The organism is Spirochaeta lutea, assembly GCF_000758165.1.
GTDB classification, from domain to species: Bacteria; Spirochaetota; Spirochaetia; order DSM-27196; family Salinispiraceae; genus Spirochaeta_D; species Spirochaeta_D lutea.
Window position 1 is genome coordinate 259,695 of sequence record NZ_JNUP01000072.1, and the last position, 17,937, is coordinate 277,631.

The 17,937-nt window shown below is 56.5% G+C and carries 15 protein-coding genes and 1 riboswitch; of the genes, 3 read left to right on the plus strand and 12 right to left on the minus strand.

Features of this window, described 5'->3' with window-relative positions; genetic code table 11:
- Positions 1 to 28: 28 nt before the first annotated feature.
- Entirely contained in the window at positions 29 to 532 is a 504-nt protein-coding gene (locus DC28_RS14800) for a DUF5946 family protein (protein WP_037550391.1), read from the minus strand.
- Between the two features lie 229 nt (positions 533 to 761).
- On the opposite strand from DC28_RS14800, the gene DC28_RS14805 reads away from it, so the two are divergent.
- The 3 genes from DC28_RS14805 to DC28_RS14815 are packed head-to-tail and all read left to right on the plus strand — an operon-like array spanning position 762 to position 2,967.
- Positions 762 to 1,394 carry a hypothetical protein gene (locus DC28_RS14805; protein WP_037550394.1) on the plus strand — a complete coding sequence of 211 codons (633 nt, stop codon included), beginning with the start codon at positions 762 to 764 and terminating at the stop codon, positions 1,392 to 1,394.
- Positions 1,394 to 1,612 (plus strand): helix-turn-helix domain-containing protein, encoded by a 219-nt coding sequence (locus DC28_RS14810; protein WP_037550397.1) that lies wholly within the window; start codon positions 1,394 to 1,396, stop codon positions 1,610 to 1,612. Before DC28_RS14805 ends, DC28_RS14810 begins: the two co-directional genes overlap by 1 nt.
- Positions 1,609 to 2,967 (plus strand): serine hydrolase domain-containing protein, encoded by a 1,359-nt coding sequence (locus DC28_RS14815; RefSeq protein WP_037550399.1) that lies wholly within the window; start codon positions 1,609 to 1,611, stop codon positions 2,965 to 2,967. The genes DC28_RS14810 and DC28_RS14815 overlap by 4 nt, the downstream gene beginning before the upstream one ends.
- A gap of 30 nt (positions 2,968 to 2,997) precedes the next feature.
- On the opposite strand, the gene DC28_RS16320 is transcribed toward DC28_RS14815, so the two are convergent.
- The 11 genes from DC28_RS16320 to DC28_RS14875 form a co-directional block, all read right to left on the minus strand.
- On the minus strand, positions 2,998 to 4,032 hold the full coding sequence (locus DC28_RS16320) for a YiiD C-terminal domain-containing protein (protein WP_081942250.1): 1,035 nt from the start codon (positions 4,030 to 4,032) through the stop codon (positions 2,998 to 3,000).
- 396 nt (positions 4,033 to 4,428) lie between these two features.
- A complete protein-coding gene (locus tag DC28_RS14825) occupies positions 4,429 to 5,625 on the minus strand; it encodes a cation diffusion facilitator family transporter (RefSeq protein WP_081942251.1) in 1,197 nt (398 codons plus the stop codon).
- A 46-nt stretch (positions 5,626 to 5,671) separates the two neighbouring features.
- A riboswitch (NiCo riboswitch) is annotated at positions 5,672 to 5,772 on the minus strand.
- A gap of 235 nt (positions 5,773 to 6,007) precedes the next feature.
- Positions 6,008 to 8,368, minus strand: a complete 2,361-nt coding sequence (locus tag DC28_RS15975; protein ID WP_052078966.1) for a glycoside hydrolase family 31 protein — start codon at positions 8,366 to 8,368, stop codon at positions 6,008 to 6,010.
- 17 nt (positions 8,369 to 8,385) lie between these two features.
- Positions 8,386 to 10,923, minus strand: a complete 2,538-nt coding sequence (locus tag DC28_RS15980) for a glycoside hydrolase family 31 protein (protein ID WP_052078967.1) — start codon at positions 10,921 to 10,923, stop codon at positions 8,386 to 8,388.
- Positions 10,924 to 11,044: 121 nt separating this feature from the next.
- Positions 11,045 to 12,313 (minus strand): ABC transporter substrate-binding protein, encoded by a 1,269-nt coding sequence (locus DC28_RS14845; RefSeq protein ID WP_037550403.1) that lies wholly within the window; start codon positions 12,311 to 12,313, stop codon positions 11,045 to 11,047.
- Between the two features lie 77 nt (positions 12,314 to 12,390).
- Positions 12,391 to 13,245: a carbohydrate ABC transporter permease gene (locus DC28_RS14850; protein ID WP_052078968.1), complete on the minus strand. Its 855-nt coding sequence runs from the start codon at positions 13,243 to 13,245 to the stop codon at positions 12,391 to 12,393.
- Positions 13,235 to 14,128, minus strand: coding sequence for a carbohydrate ABC transporter permease (locus tag DC28_RS14855; RefSeq protein ID WP_037550405.1), 894 nt, complete (start codon positions 14,126 to 14,128; stop codon positions 13,235 to 13,237). Before DC28_RS14855 ends, DC28_RS14850 begins: the two co-directional genes overlap by 11 nt.
- A 3-nt stretch (positions 14,129 to 14,131) precedes the next feature.
- Positions 14,132 to 15,319: an ROK family transcriptional regulator gene (locus DC28_RS14860; RefSeq protein WP_037550408.1), complete on the minus strand. Its 1,188-nt coding sequence runs from the start codon at positions 15,317 to 15,319 to the stop codon at positions 14,132 to 14,134.
- 362 nt (positions 15,320 to 15,681) lie between these two features.
- On the minus strand, positions 15,682 to 16,119 hold the full coding sequence (locus tag DC28_RS14865) for a VOC family protein (protein ID WP_037550411.1): 438 nt from the start codon (positions 16,117 to 16,119) through the stop codon (positions 15,682 to 15,684).
- A gap of 111 nt (positions 16,120 to 16,230) precedes the next feature.
- Positions 16,231 to 16,974 (minus strand): tetratricopeptide repeat protein, encoded by a 744-nt coding sequence (locus DC28_RS14870; RefSeq protein ID WP_037550413.1) that lies wholly within the window; start codon positions 16,972 to 16,974, stop codon positions 16,231 to 16,233.
- Positions 16,975 to 17,029: 55 nt separating this feature from the next.
- Positions 17,030 to 17,908: a GNAT family N-acetyltransferase gene (locus DC28_RS14875; protein WP_037550416.1), complete on the minus strand. Its 879-nt coding sequence runs from the start codon at positions 17,906 to 17,908 to the stop codon at positions 17,030 to 17,032.
- Between the last annotated feature and the right edge of the window lie 29 nt (positions 17,909 to 17,937).

The following is a 17,937-nucleotide window of genomic DNA, read 5'->3' on the forward strand; positions in this document are numbered from 1 at the left end:
TTGAGGGGTCATTCCCGGGAAATGATGACTACACCCCGCCCAATCTCCGGTAGAGTTCCCGGGCGGTGGTATGGTGATTCTGCCACCTGGTGTAAACAAAATCCGCCCAGGCAATGAGCCGGGTCTCATACTCCCCGGGGTCTTCGCAGGAAAGCAGGGTAGCGCAGTTCAGACCCGATAGGGTCTCCGGGGGATCCAACCAGGTAAACTCGGATTTAAACCGTGCCGCCAGCTGCTTTACCCGGGAGAGCTTGGCGGCCGGCACCCCCTCCTCAAAATATGCGTAGAGGCTGGTTAGGTGAATGACCGCCGAGCGGATGGTCTGATCCGAGGGTTCGCCGGGATGCTGGAGGGCGTAGGCATCTACGGTCAGGTCGTGAAGCCGGAAGAACCGGAAGTCCTCGTATTCCCGGGCCAACACATCCCCGTAGACCTTCCAACATCCCGGAGTCGAAACCAGATAGCGGTGGGTCGGTCCCTGGATTACATCGCTTTGCAGCCCGCAGAACGGACAGGTTTGTGTGGGTGTCATAGCTCCTCCGTAAATCGGGTATGGAGAATGTAACTATCCAGTCGGGCATTAACATTCCCGGCCCGGTCCCTAGGACCTCTCCCTGAGACCGTCACAGGATAGAATCCTAGGCGCAGTATAAACCGTGAGTAACCAATCTGCGAGTGAATCAAGAAATTTTACGTTAAACATAATGTTTTTATCGTAAAACATAAAAATTTTTGTATAGTGATACAGTAAGGAGTTTCAGATGTCAGCACGTTTGCTTTACTGGATATTCACAGCCCTCTTAGCAGTGGCGGCCCTGGGCACCCTTGTGGCAGTCGCCTTCGTGATTATCTCACCCCGTATCGATCAGGCCCTGATTACGGGTTTTACGGTAGAGAAAATGGGAGTGGGATCCGCCCTGCCCATGGTCAGTCGAATTGATTCAGAGGCTGCCATGACGGCTGTTCAGGGTCAACTTACCATTGTCATTCCCGGTTTCTTAGCGGGACTGCTTCGGGTTATTGATGTGGTTCTCACCGGTGGGTTATGGATAGGCTTGATGTGGATCATGCGGCGATTCTTCAAAGCCCTAGGTTCAGACCGCCCCTTTTCACGGGAGACGACGAGGGAGCTCTTCTGGGGAGGTATCTTGCTTATGGGACTCCCGGTGTGGCAGCTGCTATCTTCTCTGGCATGGCAAGTCCTTCTCATGGATAGGATTGCTCCGGATACGACCATAACTACCATGCTGGGAGCTGCCGGTTCTGAAACACAATGGCGGGTACTCCCTGAAATAGATCCAGGCCTTGCCCTTGCCGGGCTCGTACTCCTAGTGATGGCGAAGGCATTCCGCCTTGGCATGGAGATTCAGCAAGACAATGACGAGATTGTGTAATGGCTATCATCGTCAAGCTGGATGAACTAATGGCGAAAAAAAAAGTATCCCTCAATCAACTTGCCGCAGAAGTCGGGATTTCTGTCACCAACCTTTCCCTTCTTAAAAACGGGCATGTGCGGGGAGTCCGTTTTAATACCTTGGCTGCCATCTGCCGGGTACTCGAATGCAAACCCGGAGACCTGCTCGACTATGAATATGAAGAGGATGAATCATGAATATAGTTAAACCTAGTATTATTACCCTCCTTTCCTTCCCGGTGCTCTTAACCGGTTGTATCACAACCCAGAGCGGAGGTATTACCCGGGAGGTCAAGGCCGCTGTCCGTGAGGCTGTGGATTCCGGAAACCGAACTGGAATTGTCATCGGGCAGATCCATCGTGGTAAAACTAGCATTTTCGGATACGGCACCACCGCCGCAGAGAACGGTCGCATACCCGACGGGGATACAGTATTTGCCCTGGGCTCGGTTACCAAGATCTTCACCGCCGAAACTCTGGCCGCGTTGACCCGGAATCTGATTGTCACACCGGCCACAACCCTTGGGGAAATCTGGCCTAGGGTACTCGACGGCAACCCCGTCACCCTAGGGGCGCTGGCAACCCATACCGCGGGCCTGCCTCGAGACCTTCCCCTGGACCTTCTGGCATCAAATAGGGAGGCTCTGCTCCTGGAATTGGTAGATCAAGCTATGGGAAACAGTACCAGTCAGGCATCCCAAGCAGCCCCCCGGGCCTATTCCAATGTCGGAATGGCTGTACTCGGTCTCGCCCTGCAAACCGCGAGCGGTCTGGACCAAGAGACATTGACAGGGCGGTACATCACCTCCCCCCTGGGCATGACCCGTAGTTCCTACACCGGAGTCTCCGATAGTAATAGCGCCCAGCCCCACCGTGATGGCATCGAAACCACCGCTTCCAGACATGCTACGCCCTCTGTTGCCTTTGGCTCCGGAGGACTCCACTCCACCACCCGTGACCTCCTCATCTTCCTGGAAGCTCACTTGAACCCCGCCGGCACGCCCATGGAATCCAACATATGGATAACCGAGGAGGGTTGGAAGGGGCACCCCTTGGGGTGGCAGGTCCATGGTCATGGGCGTGGTACCATTTTCTACCATAGCGGGGATGGTGACGGATATCAGGCCTTTATCGGGTACCGAAGGGATAGGAAAGCCGCTGTGGTCTTATTGGCTAACTCCTCAGCGGATGATGAGTTACAGCGGATTGCCCTCCACATCCTCGACCCAAGCGTTTCCCTTCCCTCCTTTGCGGACATCCATGAGCCAGTCCTCCCGGACCGGGCTCTCGAAACATACACAGGAACCTATCGTCTAGCATCGGAGGGCCCCGAGGGAAACCTAATTTTCATCGAAAACCAAAGGGGCCGGCTTGTTTACAAGGAAACAACCTCCACAGGCTCCCTGGTACGCCTATCACCGATGATACACCAGGGGAAACACAGATTCCTGGTCGTAGGCCTTCCCCTTACCATCCTATTTCCAGAATCCCCAGAGGAAAGAGCCTCCATGCAATTCCAAGACACCGACTATCCCCTGGTGAGGGTGGATTAGGAGCCACTTGGAGATGACCTCCCGTATCAATTATGCCCGATCGTCCCCCGCAAACACCACAAAGGTGCCCCGGAAATCCGCCCGGGCCCGGTCTTCGCCGTGGTGATAGACCCGGGCATGCAGGGTAAGCTTGGCCTTACCGAAGCGTTCCAGCAGCTCCCGGACCCGGGTTTGCTCGGATTCTGAAATGGGATCGTTGATGCTGAAAAAGTCCCGGGTAACCGGAGCCAGGAAGCGCACCTGCTGGTTTTGAATCACCACCACCGCCCGGGAATAGCCCCAGGCCGTCGCCATCCGCCTCACCTGGCCCCAGGCCGACAGGGTCATGGCCGTGCCCAGACTGCCGCCGAAGGCCGACCCCCGGTGGTTCACGTGGTCGGCCAGGCGGCCCCCTACCCGGACCCTCAGGGCCTCGGTCTCTACCCGAAAGCCGGATTTTTGAACCACGGGAATATGGGTGTGGATGTACTGCTCCAGCTCCCCGGTGTTTTCCCGGGGTGATTCTGCTGTTATGGCAGTCGAATCACCCTCCAGCAACCGCACAAACTGCAGGTGATCCTCCCAACGGCCGTTTATCCTCAAGTAGCGCCGGCTTAATCCCTCCATGGAAAACCCCAGACGCTCCACCACTCTCAGGGATGCCTCGTTCCGGGGAATGATATTAGCCTGGACCCGGTGAAGCCCCAGCTCTAACTCGCCGATTTCCAGGATCTTCCCCACAGCCTCGGTCATGAGCCCCCGGCCGGTGTGGTTCCGATCCAGCTTATACCCCAAAAAACAGGACTGGAAGGGTCCCATGATGATACCGGTTAGGGCTACCCGGCCGATGATCTGTTCCTGCCCGGCCAAGCGGAGGTACAGGACCAGATCGCTGCCCCGGCTGTTCCCTTGATGTTCCCCCAGGATACGCTGTCGGGTCCCCGCCAGGGTGAAATAGTCCTCCTCCCGGATGGGCTCCCAGGGCCGGAAAAAATCCCGGTTCCGCAGCTCGAAATCCAGAAGCTCCCCGGCCTGATCCGCTTCCAGGCAGCTGAGGGTCAATAGTGGGGTGGTATAGGTAGTCATGATTACTATCTCCAAACTATCTCCAAGAAAGGGGATTCCGGCTGTATCAGGTCCCGGCTGTTTCCGGCCCGGTCATCCCCCAAACGGTCGCGCCGGTTCTGGGGAAGGGCTGGTCGACCCATCTCTGCTCCCGGGAGGCAACGCCGCCGCACCCGGGGCACCTACTTTCTACGCGGGGATTCCACGCCGCCGCGGCTGTACAGTATCAGGTTTATACCCTTTCCGGCCAGAGTCTCGGAAACCATCTTGCAGGGGGTATTACTACGACCTCCTGCCCCGCACCTACTGTCCTTATTTCTTCAGATACCCGCTTTATGGCGGCTGTTTTTACTACTTCGGTTTCCCGCCCTGCTTCTGCTTCTGCTTCTACTTCTACTTCTACTTCTACTTCTACTTCTAGTTCTGCTTCTGCTCCGGCTGCCCAGCAGGCTCGCCGGGCAGGGGCTCCAAAGGATCGTGCTGGACCAAATCACAATCCTTCTGGGGCTCCACATGGATCGTCACCTGGGTCGCGGCGCCGAACCGGTGGCGCAACTCAGCCTCCAGCTGCACGGTTATACCATGGGATTCCTGGACGGTCATGGCAGGATGAACCCGGATGTGAAACTCCACAACGATGGCATTTCCTAACCGGCGGGTTTTAAGGTTATGGGGATCATGCACCTTGGCATGGGTCCGTACGAGATCTATGATTTCCCGTTTCGTCTCTTCCGGAAGGGATGCCTCCAGAAGCTCCCTCAACCCCGGAAGCACCAGGTCAACCGCCGCCTTTCCGATAAGAAGGCTTACGACCACTGCTGCAATGGGATCAAGAATCCTCCAGGGATCCCCGAGGAAATAGGCTCCCCCGATCCCCAGGAGCGTACCCACCGAGGAAAGGGCATCGGAGCGGTGATGCCAGGCATTTGCCGTAACAGCTGCACTCTTCACCTGGTTCCCAACAGCCCTGGTGTAACGGAACAAGCCCTCCTTCACCAGGATAGACACCCCCGCAGCGACCAGGGCAAACCATTCCGGCCGGGGCAGGATAACCCCGGCTGCCCAATCCCGGAAGAGATTCACACTCTGCACCAGTATACCAGCTGCCACAGCCCCCAGCACAAACCCGATGATTACACTTGCCAGGGTTTCAAACTTCCCGTGACCGTAATCATGGGACCTGTCCCGGGGTTTTGCTGAAATGGCAATAAACCCGATAACCACCACATCGGTTCCCACATCGGACAGGGAATGCACCGCATCAGCCACCATCGCACCGGAATGTCCCAGGATTCCTGCAACCAGCTTTCCTGCCGAAAGCAGCAAATTCACCATGAAACCCACCAGGGTTACCCGGTAAATCCGGCGGCTTCGATTCTGGTCCGGCTCTTGACTCGCTGACCGGTCGCCTTCATGGGGAGACGGTACCGCGTCCTCAGCCCCGGCAGCTATTCCAGCCGCCGCTCCGTCTTGGCGGGACGGTACCGCGCCCTCAGCCCCGGCAGCTATTCCCGACGCCGCACCTCCGCCCTTGCTTGGCGGCACCTGGGACACACCCCCGGCAGCTAATCCCGCCGCTCGGCGTTCCTCATGAATACCCTTGCCCTTTGACATAGCCCACTCCTTCCCCGCAGGCAAAAAAAAACCTGCAGGACAATAGTTCTGTCCCACAGGGTTTGCAGCAGGAACGCAGCTTCCTGTTGCTGTTTCCAGCCCGGCTCCACACACCTGTACCGGTGCGGCCTGATCAGTTTTATATACGATTCTTGATCCGGGCAGCATGAAGGATCAGCCATGGATCCCAACACTACCCAGGACTTTCCATTGTAGGTTCCAGAACCCCCTCTGTCAACCGAGCCTGTTTCGGACTCCTCACCGACCCAGCCGAGGTTGTACCGGTCTCCCGGGGCCGCATTACGCCTGGCCTCCCCTTCAGGTCTGAATCCGGACTCTCCATACATCCCAGGCGTACCAGGTTAGCCCAGCGGTGCATCCCTCAGACCCGGATCCGCGCCTTCCATACCGGCACCTGAGAACCGGGTACAGGGTTCTTCCCTGGCTTGAATACGACCGGGCTGCCATTACAAAGGACGGAAGTCCGGCGGGCCCAAAGGTAGAAATCGAACTCTTGGCCCGCCAGGCTCCCGGATTCTAGGGTGATTTCCATTCCCTCAGCAGTGCTGCCTACCCTCCAACGGATACCCTCCTGGTGTCGGGTGTACTTCCAGCCGTCAGGCTCGTCCAGGATGTATTCACCGGTTTCAAGGATGGGCTGCCCGGCAGGCACCCCATCATCTAACCCTCCGGGATACAGTACGAAGCCAGGGTTGGATAGGGCGACCTGATCACTGGACTGAATGTCCTCTCTCCAGGGCTGAATGGGGAGCAGAACCCCGGCCTTTAGATACACCGGGAAGGGATGTTCATCCAGGGAAATCTCCGCCGTTTCAGGTCCGGATAGCTCATGAGGGGTAAAGATTCCGGCCCAGTCGCCCGGAGGAAGATTGATGGCCCGGGTTTTTTGGCCCGCAGATAATTTCGGAGCCTGAATAAGATGGGGTCCGATATAGTACTGGTCGGCGCAGTGGGCGGTGTCCGGGTTGAAGGAGCCGTAGATCATGGGCCGGATCAACGGCTCTCCCGCGGAGGTATACCGGATCATCAGCTGGTAGAGATAGGGCAAAAATGTATACCGGGCTCGGATTGCCTGGGATATTTCTCCCAGGGTCCGCCGGTCAAACTGCCAGGGTTCCTGGGGTGCCGTTCCCGAGGCGCTGTGGTTCCGGTAAATCGGGAACAAAAAAGCAGCCCGGTGCCAATCCAGGGACAGTTCGGCGGTGCAATCGCCGCCGAATCCCCCCACATCCATCCCCGCCATGGGCATTCCCGACAAGGACAGACTCAGCACCATTTCGATACCCTTGTTCAGGTGATGGTAATTGGACATATTGTCACCCGTCCACAAGGCTCCCCACCGGGATGACCCCAGGGACCCGCTTCGGGAAAGCACGAAGGGCCGCCTGTCAGGATAGGCCCGGGCCAACCCCTCCATGGTGGCACGGGTCATATCCCTGGCGTAGTCGTTATGGTAGGCCTCATGGGGAATGCTGCCCCGGGAAAAGAGCATGTCATCCACAGACGATGAGCCGGTGCTGGGATCGTTCATATCGACCCAGAACCCGGCGAATCCCCGGGCTGCCAGATCTGCGGCGTTTCTGGACCACCAAGCCCGGGTCTCGGGCAGACTGAAATCGGGAAAGTAACTCGCCCCTGGCCAGACAAACCCCACATAGGGCTTCCCCGAGGGATTCAATGAAAAGAGACCCCCAGTACGGGCTTCCTCCACCAGGGGATTCCCCTCTTCGCGCTTCAATGCCGGATCCAGGATGGGAACAACCCTCCGGCCGGTCTGCCCGAGGGCCAGTAGACGCTGCTCCGCTCCGATAAATCCAGTGGTATTCAGGGTGAAAACCCGGTACTCATGCATGTAATCGATATCGAGCCATAACCCGTCACAGGGAATATTCTCCCTGGTGAACCGCCCGGACAGCTCCTCAAGGTCATCCAGGGAACCGTATCCCCACCGGGACTGATGGTACCCCAGAGCCCAGAGGGGAAACCGACGGGGTAGCCCGGCGATTCTATTGATCCGGGGAATCAGCTCCTCCAGGGATTCGGCCGCAGCGAGAATGCATCGGCCCTTCCGGTCCTCGGGGCCGGTGGCGCCGAGGTAGAAGAAATCCAAATCCACCCCAGGATCCTTTACCCCCTCGATGACCTGTTTTGCCCCGGTGTCCATAAAAGCAGGGTATCCGCCGGATATAATGAAGGCTATCCAATAGCCACCACTCCGGAGAATCAGTACCGGGAAGCTGGCATACATGGGATCGGTGGTACCCGACTCCACCTCCGGGCCGGCGAAATCCGCCCAAACATCGGTATTCCAGAACTTCGTCCGGATGCGGCTCTTCTCAAACCCGATGTTCTTTTCCCCCATCCCGTAGAACCCCTCAATTCCCCCCAAGCGGAAGCTGAACATCCACTTCTGTCCCGAGGTTCCGTAGGGCAGAACGGGGTGGGAGTTCAACACCGGAGCTCCCGAGCTATGCCGGAGTATCAGCCCTTGGGCATCCGAATGCTCGAGGCGGAAACGGCCTTCTTCCCCCCCAGTTTGCACCTCGGCATCGCCCTGCCGCCGGGGCAGGTCACCTAGTTGAGATTCCAAGCCCGGAGACTCCGCCCCGGGTACCGAAATGGCTACCTGGAATACATCGGGCCCGAACTCAGCCAGGGGTTCTATTTCCGGCTGAGCACTGGGACTAAAATTGAAGGGATGGTCTATCTTATGAAAATACATGGTTTTCCTCGTTTTACTTAGTGCGTATCAAGCTGTGCTGCCACCCAATCAAGTGTCCCCTGACCGGGAACAATGACGGAGGGATCCTTGGATAATTCCCGGTGCGCCCGGGCTTCAGCGATATACACCGGCACCCGGGAGCGCTCCGCCTGGGCAACAACGGTACATGGGCCTGTTAGATCCTCCCCGGTCCAAAGATCGATCCAGCGGCCCTCGGGCAGGTAGACCTCCCGGCTGGTTCTGCCTTGCTCCAAAATCGGCGCGATCAACATAAACCGCCCGAACATGTAGCTGTCTTCTATCTGCCACGCCCGGTCATCATCGTGCCAGGGGAAAAACAGGGGCTGCATCAGGGGCTGCCGGTTCTCCACAGCCCACCGAGCCTCCTGGACCAGGTAGGGTTTCAGGGCAATACGAAGATAGGCCAGGAATCGGAACTCCGGAACCACCTCGTCATCCCGCCAAAACTCCGCGATATTCCAGGGGGTCCGGTCTACGATGGGGGTTTTATGGTGATTATACTCCGAGTGGTACTGCATGAGGGGCGAGAATACCGCAGCTGCGGCGCTTCTCATGTACAGCTCCGGGTCGGGCAGCGGTCCGGTAAAGCCCCCTATATCCCAACCTATAAAGGAGATACCGGATAGATTCGCATTGAGCATCGCCCGGATTGTGCCCCGGTAGGCATCCCAGGTGGAATCCTGATCCCCCGACCAATGCATGGGTGTTCGGTGAGCCCCCCGGTACCCCGCCCTGCTAAAAATGATTCCCCTCTGCGCCGGGGTTGCAGTCCCGGATAGGAACTGGGTATAGGCTTCCAGGTATTCCCGGGGGAAGGTATTAATCCTAGTGTCCCCAAATCCCCCCGAGGGCGCCGAAACCTCGTACCCCCAAAGATGCTCGCCGCCGTCAGTCTTGAACCCGTCCACCCCCAGCTCTTCAACCAGGTACCGCCGCCTGGAAAACCACCAATCTCTGGTTTCCTCCAGGGCAAAATCCGGCAATAAGCTGGACCGGAACCAGCCGGGCCGAACCCTGTAGTCCGATCCGTCGGCCTCGGTAAAGACAAGCCCCCTTCGTGATGCATGGTTCCAGTCGGCATCTTGCTGAGCATGACCCGCTCCTTGGCCCATGTACTTGACCACAGGGATCTGCCATAACACCAATTTCATTCCCGCCTCATGGAGGGAATCTATCATTCCCTTGGGATCGGGCCATAAGCCGGTCTCGGGAAACCGGTAGTCCCCAAGACGCGGGGGCTGGTTCGGATCCCTCAGGGGAGCAATGCTATCGTTCCATTGGTAGAAGGTCGCCTCATCGCTCCAGGCCTCGATAACCAGGACCTCCGCCGGAATATTCAGTTCCTTGGTTTTTGCTACAACCTCAGAAACCCGGGCCTGGCTGTTCCACTCATTTCCGCTCATCCAAGGTCCGAACACCCAATCAGGCGGCAGGGCCGGGTTCCCCTCCAGGGCGTAGAAACTCTTCAGGATTTCTCCGGGATGCCCGGTTAAGAAGACCAAGGACAACCGGTTATCGGTTTCTGCCTGGATTGTTAATTGATCCGGCTGGGTGGCACCGAGATCAAAGTCGATGGTCCTGTCACTTTGCAGAAGCAACCCCCATCCGGTGTTGGTAAAGAGAAAGGGAATCGGCATGTAGGTCTTCAGCTTCTGATTCTTATACTGTTCAAACACCCGGTTTGAAAGGATCTGACCGCGCTGATTGAGCCGGTTGTACCGCTCTCCAAAGCCGTACACCCTCTCATGCTCCGGACTGGTAAACCTCACCTCCAGGGAGAACAGCCGTCGGTCATCCGGGGTGTAAAAACCCCGGGCTACCATGGGCCCTGCTTGAGATATAGTACATCCCGTTTCAGTGTCCATTAGGATCACCGAAAAGGGTTCATGTTCAATAATTACACGTACCCCGGGTTGTTCTGCAATGCTCCTGGGGCTGCCGGTACTCCGGTCTTCGTGCAGAGAAACCCAGGGAAGTACGTCCCCACCAGATAGTCCGGAAACCGGATTGTCATCCGATTCAATACTCATACCTGCGTGTACCCCCTGGGGCGTCCGGGTGATAATGAGACTGCTTATGGTATTCCGGGAATTCCTAACTCCCAGTTCCAAACTCCCGTCTGGTAGGAACCGGGCATGTTCAAGCCGCTCAAATACCAGGGGTTCCTCTACCCTGAAGGAGAACCACTGAGATTGAACGGTTTCAAACCCGGTTCTGGCAATAAAGCGGTATGTTAGGGTTCCGCCCTGGGTCACCGGAGGAATACTGCCCTGCCAGGATCTATGGGTCCCGCTATTTCCCACACTGTCGCTGTCCCCAATACATACACAATGGACGGTATGTACCGTATTACCACCCTCCCAGGCCCACTCCAGATCCATAGTCTCCGCCCCGTCCATGGGCCGAACCTCGGCACAACAGACCACGGTATCCCCCATTCTTGGCATCCGGGGGATCCGCTCCATGGGCTGTTGGTAGTAGGGCTGGCCGTTGCCCTGGGGAATATGGATGATTTCTAGTTGCTTGTTTCCCATTTACGATATCCTTATAATAGAAACGACCCCCGATTACTGCTCGAACCGTATACCGGGGGTCTTGAAGTTATTCGGAATCAGGCATCTCCCCAGGAGAGCCTGTTCCGAATAGCGGAAATTCCTACAGCCGGATCCGGGCTGTAGCCTCTTCTTGAGCCAAATCCAGGGCCTCTTTGGGTGACATCAGTCCGTCGCGAACCTGCTCAATGAGGGTATTCACAATATTGGTGAGCTCGCTGAACTGCTCCAGGGCCGGCGGCTTAACCGCATACTGAAGGGATTCCACTACAGCAATTTTGTTTTCCGGCGGAGTATCGGAAATGTACTGATCCATGATGGCCGGATCAGCCACGGTGGGCAGTTCCCACTGGGCATCCAAGCGCAGCTGTACAGCCCGGGGGTCCGATGCCAGGAAGTTCACAAATCGGAAGGTGGCCTCGGGATTCTTGGTGGTAGTGCTGAGTGCAGCCACATTCCCGAAGAAGTGGGTTGCCTTGGAGGTATTTCCCGGTTCAATCTCGATGCCCCAGGGAAAGTCCACCCGATTTCGAAGATCGGTAAAGGCCCATACCCCGTTTAACCACATACCCAGCTTACCTTCCACAAAGAGGTCGCCCTCAGGCCGGTTTGCCAGTTGTTCTCGATTCGGCATAACCTCGTGTTTCCACACCCGGTCCACCATGTACTGCAGGGTCTCAATATTCTGGGGAGAGTTGATGGTGAATCGGCTGCCATCCTCGGACATCAGGCTGCCGCCGTTCTGCTGAACCACCTTATAGAACTCCCAAAACTGGATGGGATTAAAGGCGCCCCATACATCATCCCCAAGAGCAGAAATCTTCCGTGCCGCTTCCAGGGAATCATCCCAGGTCCAATCTGACGTCGGGTAGCCTACCCCGGCCTGATCAAAGAGGTCCTTGTTGTAAATGAGGACAACGGTTGAGAATGACTGGGGTATGGCCATGACCTGGTTGTTAAAACGAACCGCATCCAGAAGCCCCTCGCCGTAGATGTCCTTACTCATTCCCGTTGAAGCAAACAACTCATCCAGGGGCCGGACCGCACCGCGGATGGCATAGGCGAGAAACTGCTCCATATTCAGTTCAAAGGCATCCGGAGCGTCCCCCCCGGCGATGCGGGTAACCAGGGTGGTAAAATAGTTGTCACCGTACCCCATGGATTCCAGCTCAACCTTAATATCAGGATTTTCGGCTTCAAACAGATCCACCATAGCCTGCAGGGTATCCGCGTTCTCCTCTCCCGCGGAAAAGTTTGCGTAGCGGATTGTTGTAACGCCGCTATCTGCCTCAGAATCACCCCCGGCAAAAACCGGAACGATGAGACCCAACATCAAGAAAACCATCCCGATGGTACGAATTCTCAGATTCATACTCCCTCCTTGTTTTTTACGTTTCCTAGGGAAACGGTCTTTTCCTTTTGCGCACTATCCATGGTTTACACCCTGGATTAGCCCTTGATTCCCCCCGAGGCCAGTCCCTTTTCGACATAGCGTTGGCTGATCAGGTACACCACGATAATGGGAACAATGGAAACCAGCGCTCCGGCCATGAGGTAATGCTGGTAGTTGTAGAATTGGGAGCCCAGATTCGCCAAGCCCAGCTGCAAGGTCCACTTGCTCCTGTCCGAAAGGACAATCAGGGGCCAGAGAAACCCATTCCACGCCCCCATAAAGTTGAAGAGCCCCATAGTAAAGAGCACCGGTGTGGAAAGGGGTAAAATCACATGGATGAAAATCCGCGGCAGGGAAGCGCCGTCCATAATCGCCGCCTCTATGTAGGAATCATGGATGCCGATCATGGTCTGCCTCATAAAGAAGATGGCGAAGGCATTACTCATGGCCGGCAATACTAGAGCGGAATAGGTGTTCAGCAATCCTACCGACCGCAGGGTAATAAAGTTGGGGATCATTGTTATAGCCCCGGGGATCATCATGGTGGCGATAAAGAGCTGGAAGAGCAGTTGCCGTCCCTTAAACTCTATTTTTGCGAAGACAAAGGCCGCCATGGCTGATGTAATCAGGGGGATGAAGGTCAGCAGGGCCGAAACGTAGAAGCTGTTAAACAACCCGCGGAAAAAATCCAGATTTGCCAGGGTAAACAGGGCCTTGTAGGCGTCCAGACTCGGTTCCTGGGGAATCCAACGAATCGGGATGGTGTAGATTGCCTCTCTGGACTTAAGACTGGTACTGACCATCCATAAAAAGGGCAGCAAGGCCAGTATCCCGATAACCGACATCAGGAGGTACAGCCCGATCTTCCGGTAGGTTCGCTGCTGTAGGGTTAGATTCGTATTAAGACTCATAGTTCACCCACTTTTTTTCAACCCGGAACTGGATCGCCGTAGCAATCATTATGACAAACCCGAGAATCCACGCCACCGCCGAGGCATACCCCATTTTGTAGTAGGTGAAGGCATTCCGGTAGACCTGCTCCACGGGAACCCGGGTTGCACCCGCAGGACCTCCCTCGGTCATGATGTAAATGGATTCGAATACCTGAAACCCCGCAATCACATTGATAACCACCAGCAGAAAGAGGGTCGGGGTAACCAGGGGCAAGGTTATCCGCCAAAAGCGCTGCATGTATCCGGCACCGTCAATCACCGCCGCCTCGTAATACCCCTTATCAATCCCCTTCAGGGCCGCGAGGAGGATGAGGGCGTAGTACCCCGTATCCTTCCAAACCGCTGCCAGCACCACCCCGGGCATAGCCCACCGAGGATTATTGAGCCAGCTCGGTCCCTCCACCCCAAAGAATGCCAACAGGTTGTTAATGAGTCCGTACTGCCCGTGGAGAAGCCAGCGCCAAATCAAGGCAACCGCCACCCAGGACGAGATAACCGGGAGGTAAAACAGCACCTTGTACGCCGTTTTCCCCGGAAACTCCCGGTTAAGCAGCAGGGCTTGAATCATGGAAGTAGTTAGTACCAGGGGAATATAGAGAATCAGGTAATACAGTACGTGCTTGTACTGGGATACGAAGTCCGTGCCCCCGAGGTACGCGGTAAAATTCCCCAATCCAATAAACTCGATGGCCTCCCGGGGTTTGAGAGGATCATAGTTAAAGAGACTGAGCACCAAGGAGTATCCGATTGGATACAGAAAAAAGACAAACAAACTGATGGATGCTGGTGCAAGAAAGAGCCAAATAACCGCCTTCTGCCCCGGCGAGCCTTTTAATCGCATGGATTATACCTCCAAAGAATTTCCTGCAGCAAAGATCTCCCGGATCGCAAGGGCTGCAACCCCGCGGATCCAATCGTCGTTTCCTGGTTGTAGGGGAATAATCTCAACCTCCTCGCCCAACCCGTAGACCGTTCTCTGCCGGACGGCCTCCTGGAGACTCGGCAGGAAGAAGGGCGCGGCGTTGGCCCGCTCCCCCCCGATGATGATTGCCTGGGGATCGAAGAGATTGATGAGGGTGGACATAGCAATCCCGAGATAGCTCCCGGCCTTCTTAAAAACCTCCAGCGCCAGGACATCCTGTGCCCGGGCTAACTCAGTTAATTCCTCGGGGCTTACTTGCTTCCCACCCTGAGCCGTGTACCCCTGAACCAGGGCGCGGTCCGCAGCATAGGCCTCCAAGCAGCCCCTTCGGCCGCAGGCGCACACCGGAGCCGAGGGCTCGGCGGTTACCGTGATATGCCCGATTTCTCCTGCACCATGGTGGGCGCCGCTGAGCAGGTTCCCGTTCAATACAATGCCAAGCCCGATCCCCTCTCCCACGGAAAGACAGAGAAAGGACTCGAACCGCTTCCCAGCCCCGAAGTACTTCTCCCCGATGGCGAAGGTATTAACATCGTTCTCAACAAACACCGGCAGCTTAAATCGGTCCTCCAAAAAAGGCCCGATGGCAACATTCTTCCAACCGAGAATGGAGCTCTCCAAAACCATCCCCTCGGAAGCTGAGATGCGCCCCCCGAGACCAAGCCCGAGACCGAGAATGGGTATGCCCGGGTAGGTGGCGCTATGGGCATCAATACTCTCCTGGACAAAGCCGCTAAACCGATCCAGATAGAGGGCGGATTCACTATGTCTTTGGATATCCCGGCTCTGTTTGCTCAGGATCGCCCCCCGGAGATCCACCGCCGCGCAGGAAAACCCGTCATCCATGAGCTTGAACCCCAAAACCACCCCGGCCTGGGGATTCAGCTGAAGAAGGATCCGGGGGCGGCCCCCGGTAGAATCACCCTTACCCGTCTCCATGATGATTCCCTGACGGATCATCCGCTCACAAATCAAGGTACAGGTTGACCGGGTCAAACCCGTAAGCCTGGACAGCTCTACCCGAGAAATCGGTTCATGAACCCGGATGGCATCCAGCACCAGCTTATAGTTGAGCTGCTTAATAAAATCGTTATCCCCTGTCCGTTTCATGCTTCCCTCGCGAATCAGTACCTACTGTACTTTATTTGTGCGTCGAACAAACATAGTATGGAACGGCTTAATGCTCATGTCAAGGAAAATATGTTGTCACTATTGAACGAAGTACCCCTACTGTGTCCTAGCAATAGGGATACCCCAGAGGAAAAAACCGAGCCTGTTTCGGACTCCTCACCGACCCAGCCGAGGTTGTACCGGTCTCCCGGGGCCGCATTACGCCTGACCTCCCATCCCGGCATTCCCGTTAAAAACTGCCCCGGAAGCAGAGCACAGGACCTCAGTTACACCGGGAAGGGATGTTTATCCAGGGAAATCTCTGCCGTTTCAGGGCCGGATAGCCCATGGAGAGTGAAGCTCTACCCCAGCCCCTCCCGGAACTCATCCTCGGTATCCCAGATGGACCAGGCGGCCTCCAACAAATGGCCCTGATCGTCCCGGAAGTAGAAATACTTCGCCTCGCCGTTACCAAGAACATGCAGATCCTCAACCTCTCCGCCCGCCGCAGTCAGGTCCCGGTGGGCCTTCTCGATATCCAGGCAGGCAATGGCCATAACCGGAAAACCCCGGCCGTTCCGGGACAACTCAAAGCGCTGGGCATCCCTGGTCTCGATGAGCAGCAGGGCCGGAGCATGTTTGTGGGGATGGTGCAACACCGCCAACATGGACCCCCGGTCCTCAAAGGAATTGATCAACTCGAATCCAAGATTCGCAGTATACCATGCAACCGACTGCTGTAGATCCGTGGTCGGCAGGTACACGTACCCGATCCTGGTACAATTTATGGCACGACTCATGGTGCAACCTCCAGATAATTCGTTATTTGGTAAACCCATTGTACATTCGCCAGTTGTTTGAAGCTCTGGTTTTCCAGGGTGATTCGAATGCCCCGGACACCCCAAGGGCCCCTACTCGACCTCGGATGGTTCTCCGGCTCCTAGGCGCTCCCGGGATTCCTCCAAGGCCTGAAGGAGGGTCGGATTATCACCGTGCACTGCCTGAGCCAGTTCCAGGAACCGAACCGCATCCTCCCAGCGCTGGAGCTTGTAGAAGTTGAATCCCTGCAAAAACACCGCATCGTACACATGCTCAGAATCGGCATCCAGGTACTTCTGGATAGCCGTCTGCAAAAAGTAGGCCGAGGTCTCATACTCCTCCACCTGCTGGAAAATCTCCCCCATACCGTAATAGCCCTCGGGATTATCCGGCTCCAGCTCTATAACCTTCTGGTAATTCGCATGAGCATCCCCCAACCTGCCCTGGGCCCGATAGATAAGAGAGAGGTTCAAATAGGCAACGGTATTGCTGGGCAGAACCTCCAAGGACCGCCCGTACCACTCCTCCGCAGCCTCAAGATTACCCATTCGACGGTAGGCAATACCCAGATGATCCATGGCATCGGTAAACCCCGGATCCATCTGCACCGCCAGAAGCAGCTGTTCCACCGCCCCGTCATAATCACCCTCATGTAAGAGCCGGGAACCCTCATTATAGAGAACCCTGGCCTCCTCCTGAGAGGTCGGACTGCCCTGGGGCCCCAAAATGAGCTTGGCATCCGGCCCCGGCACCGTCTCGACCAGCTGCGCACCGAGCACCCCGGTACCCCATAAGAGACCAAGACTCAAGAATACAACCAAAACCCTCGTTTTCATGCTCACCCTCCCCGGCGTCAATTTCATGATGTTGCGCACTAAGTAACCAGGTAGATCAGGTGTGAGCCAAGAGCTGGTGGGCGAAACTCGTCTCCGGCGCCCCGGGCAGGAAGAACATATCCTCGTTCTCATGTTCGGACAGGGGCCAGGAATAATCCGGAAGCTCATCGGGCAGAATATGCAGCCGAAGCTCCCGGTTCCCGGCCCGGCTTGCCAGGGCGCCGAGAATCTCCTGCACCGGAGGCCGCCGGTCCGCGATTATATCAAACAAACCAAGGGTATTGTCGTCCTCATAAAAGACAATGTAGGTATCCGTACCGGAAATTCGGTAAATACAGTCCCGAAGACCGTTCAGACAATGCCACATGTAAATAGACGCACAGCCCCGGGTATCAAAACGGGAAGACAGGGGCGAACGGCTGTTCACCCCATCCACCAGCTTCCGACGTTGCGCCCGGTCATTCACATCGATCTTCGTGAGCTCCAGCCCGGGTGGGATCGATCCTCCCGCACCCCGGGGAACCTGGAGCCGGTAGTACACATCCCGGCCCGGGAGAAATCCGTACCGAGGGTAAAAGGACATTACCGATTCGTTGGGAAAGAGGTACCACAGATCTCCCCGGTCCCGGTACTGCTCCAGCACCCGGTTCATGAGCCGAGCGGCCAGTCCCCTGCCCCGGTACCCCTCCCGGGTCATGACAGTCCCAACCTGCCATGCCCGGACCTCCCGGCCCTGGAGGACCAGATCCATCCGGGTCACCGAAACATTGGACACCACCGTCCCCCCCTCTACCAGGGAATGACAGACGTACCGCCCGTCCCAAAATCCCCCCTGATACCAGGATTCAAAACTGATCCCGAATACCTCCCGGGCGAGGGCATCAAAGCTCCCCCGGAGGGCTGCATCTTCCTTGTAATCTGTGTAGTAGTCCATGGTTCCTCGTTTTTATAGGTAAGCGTGTG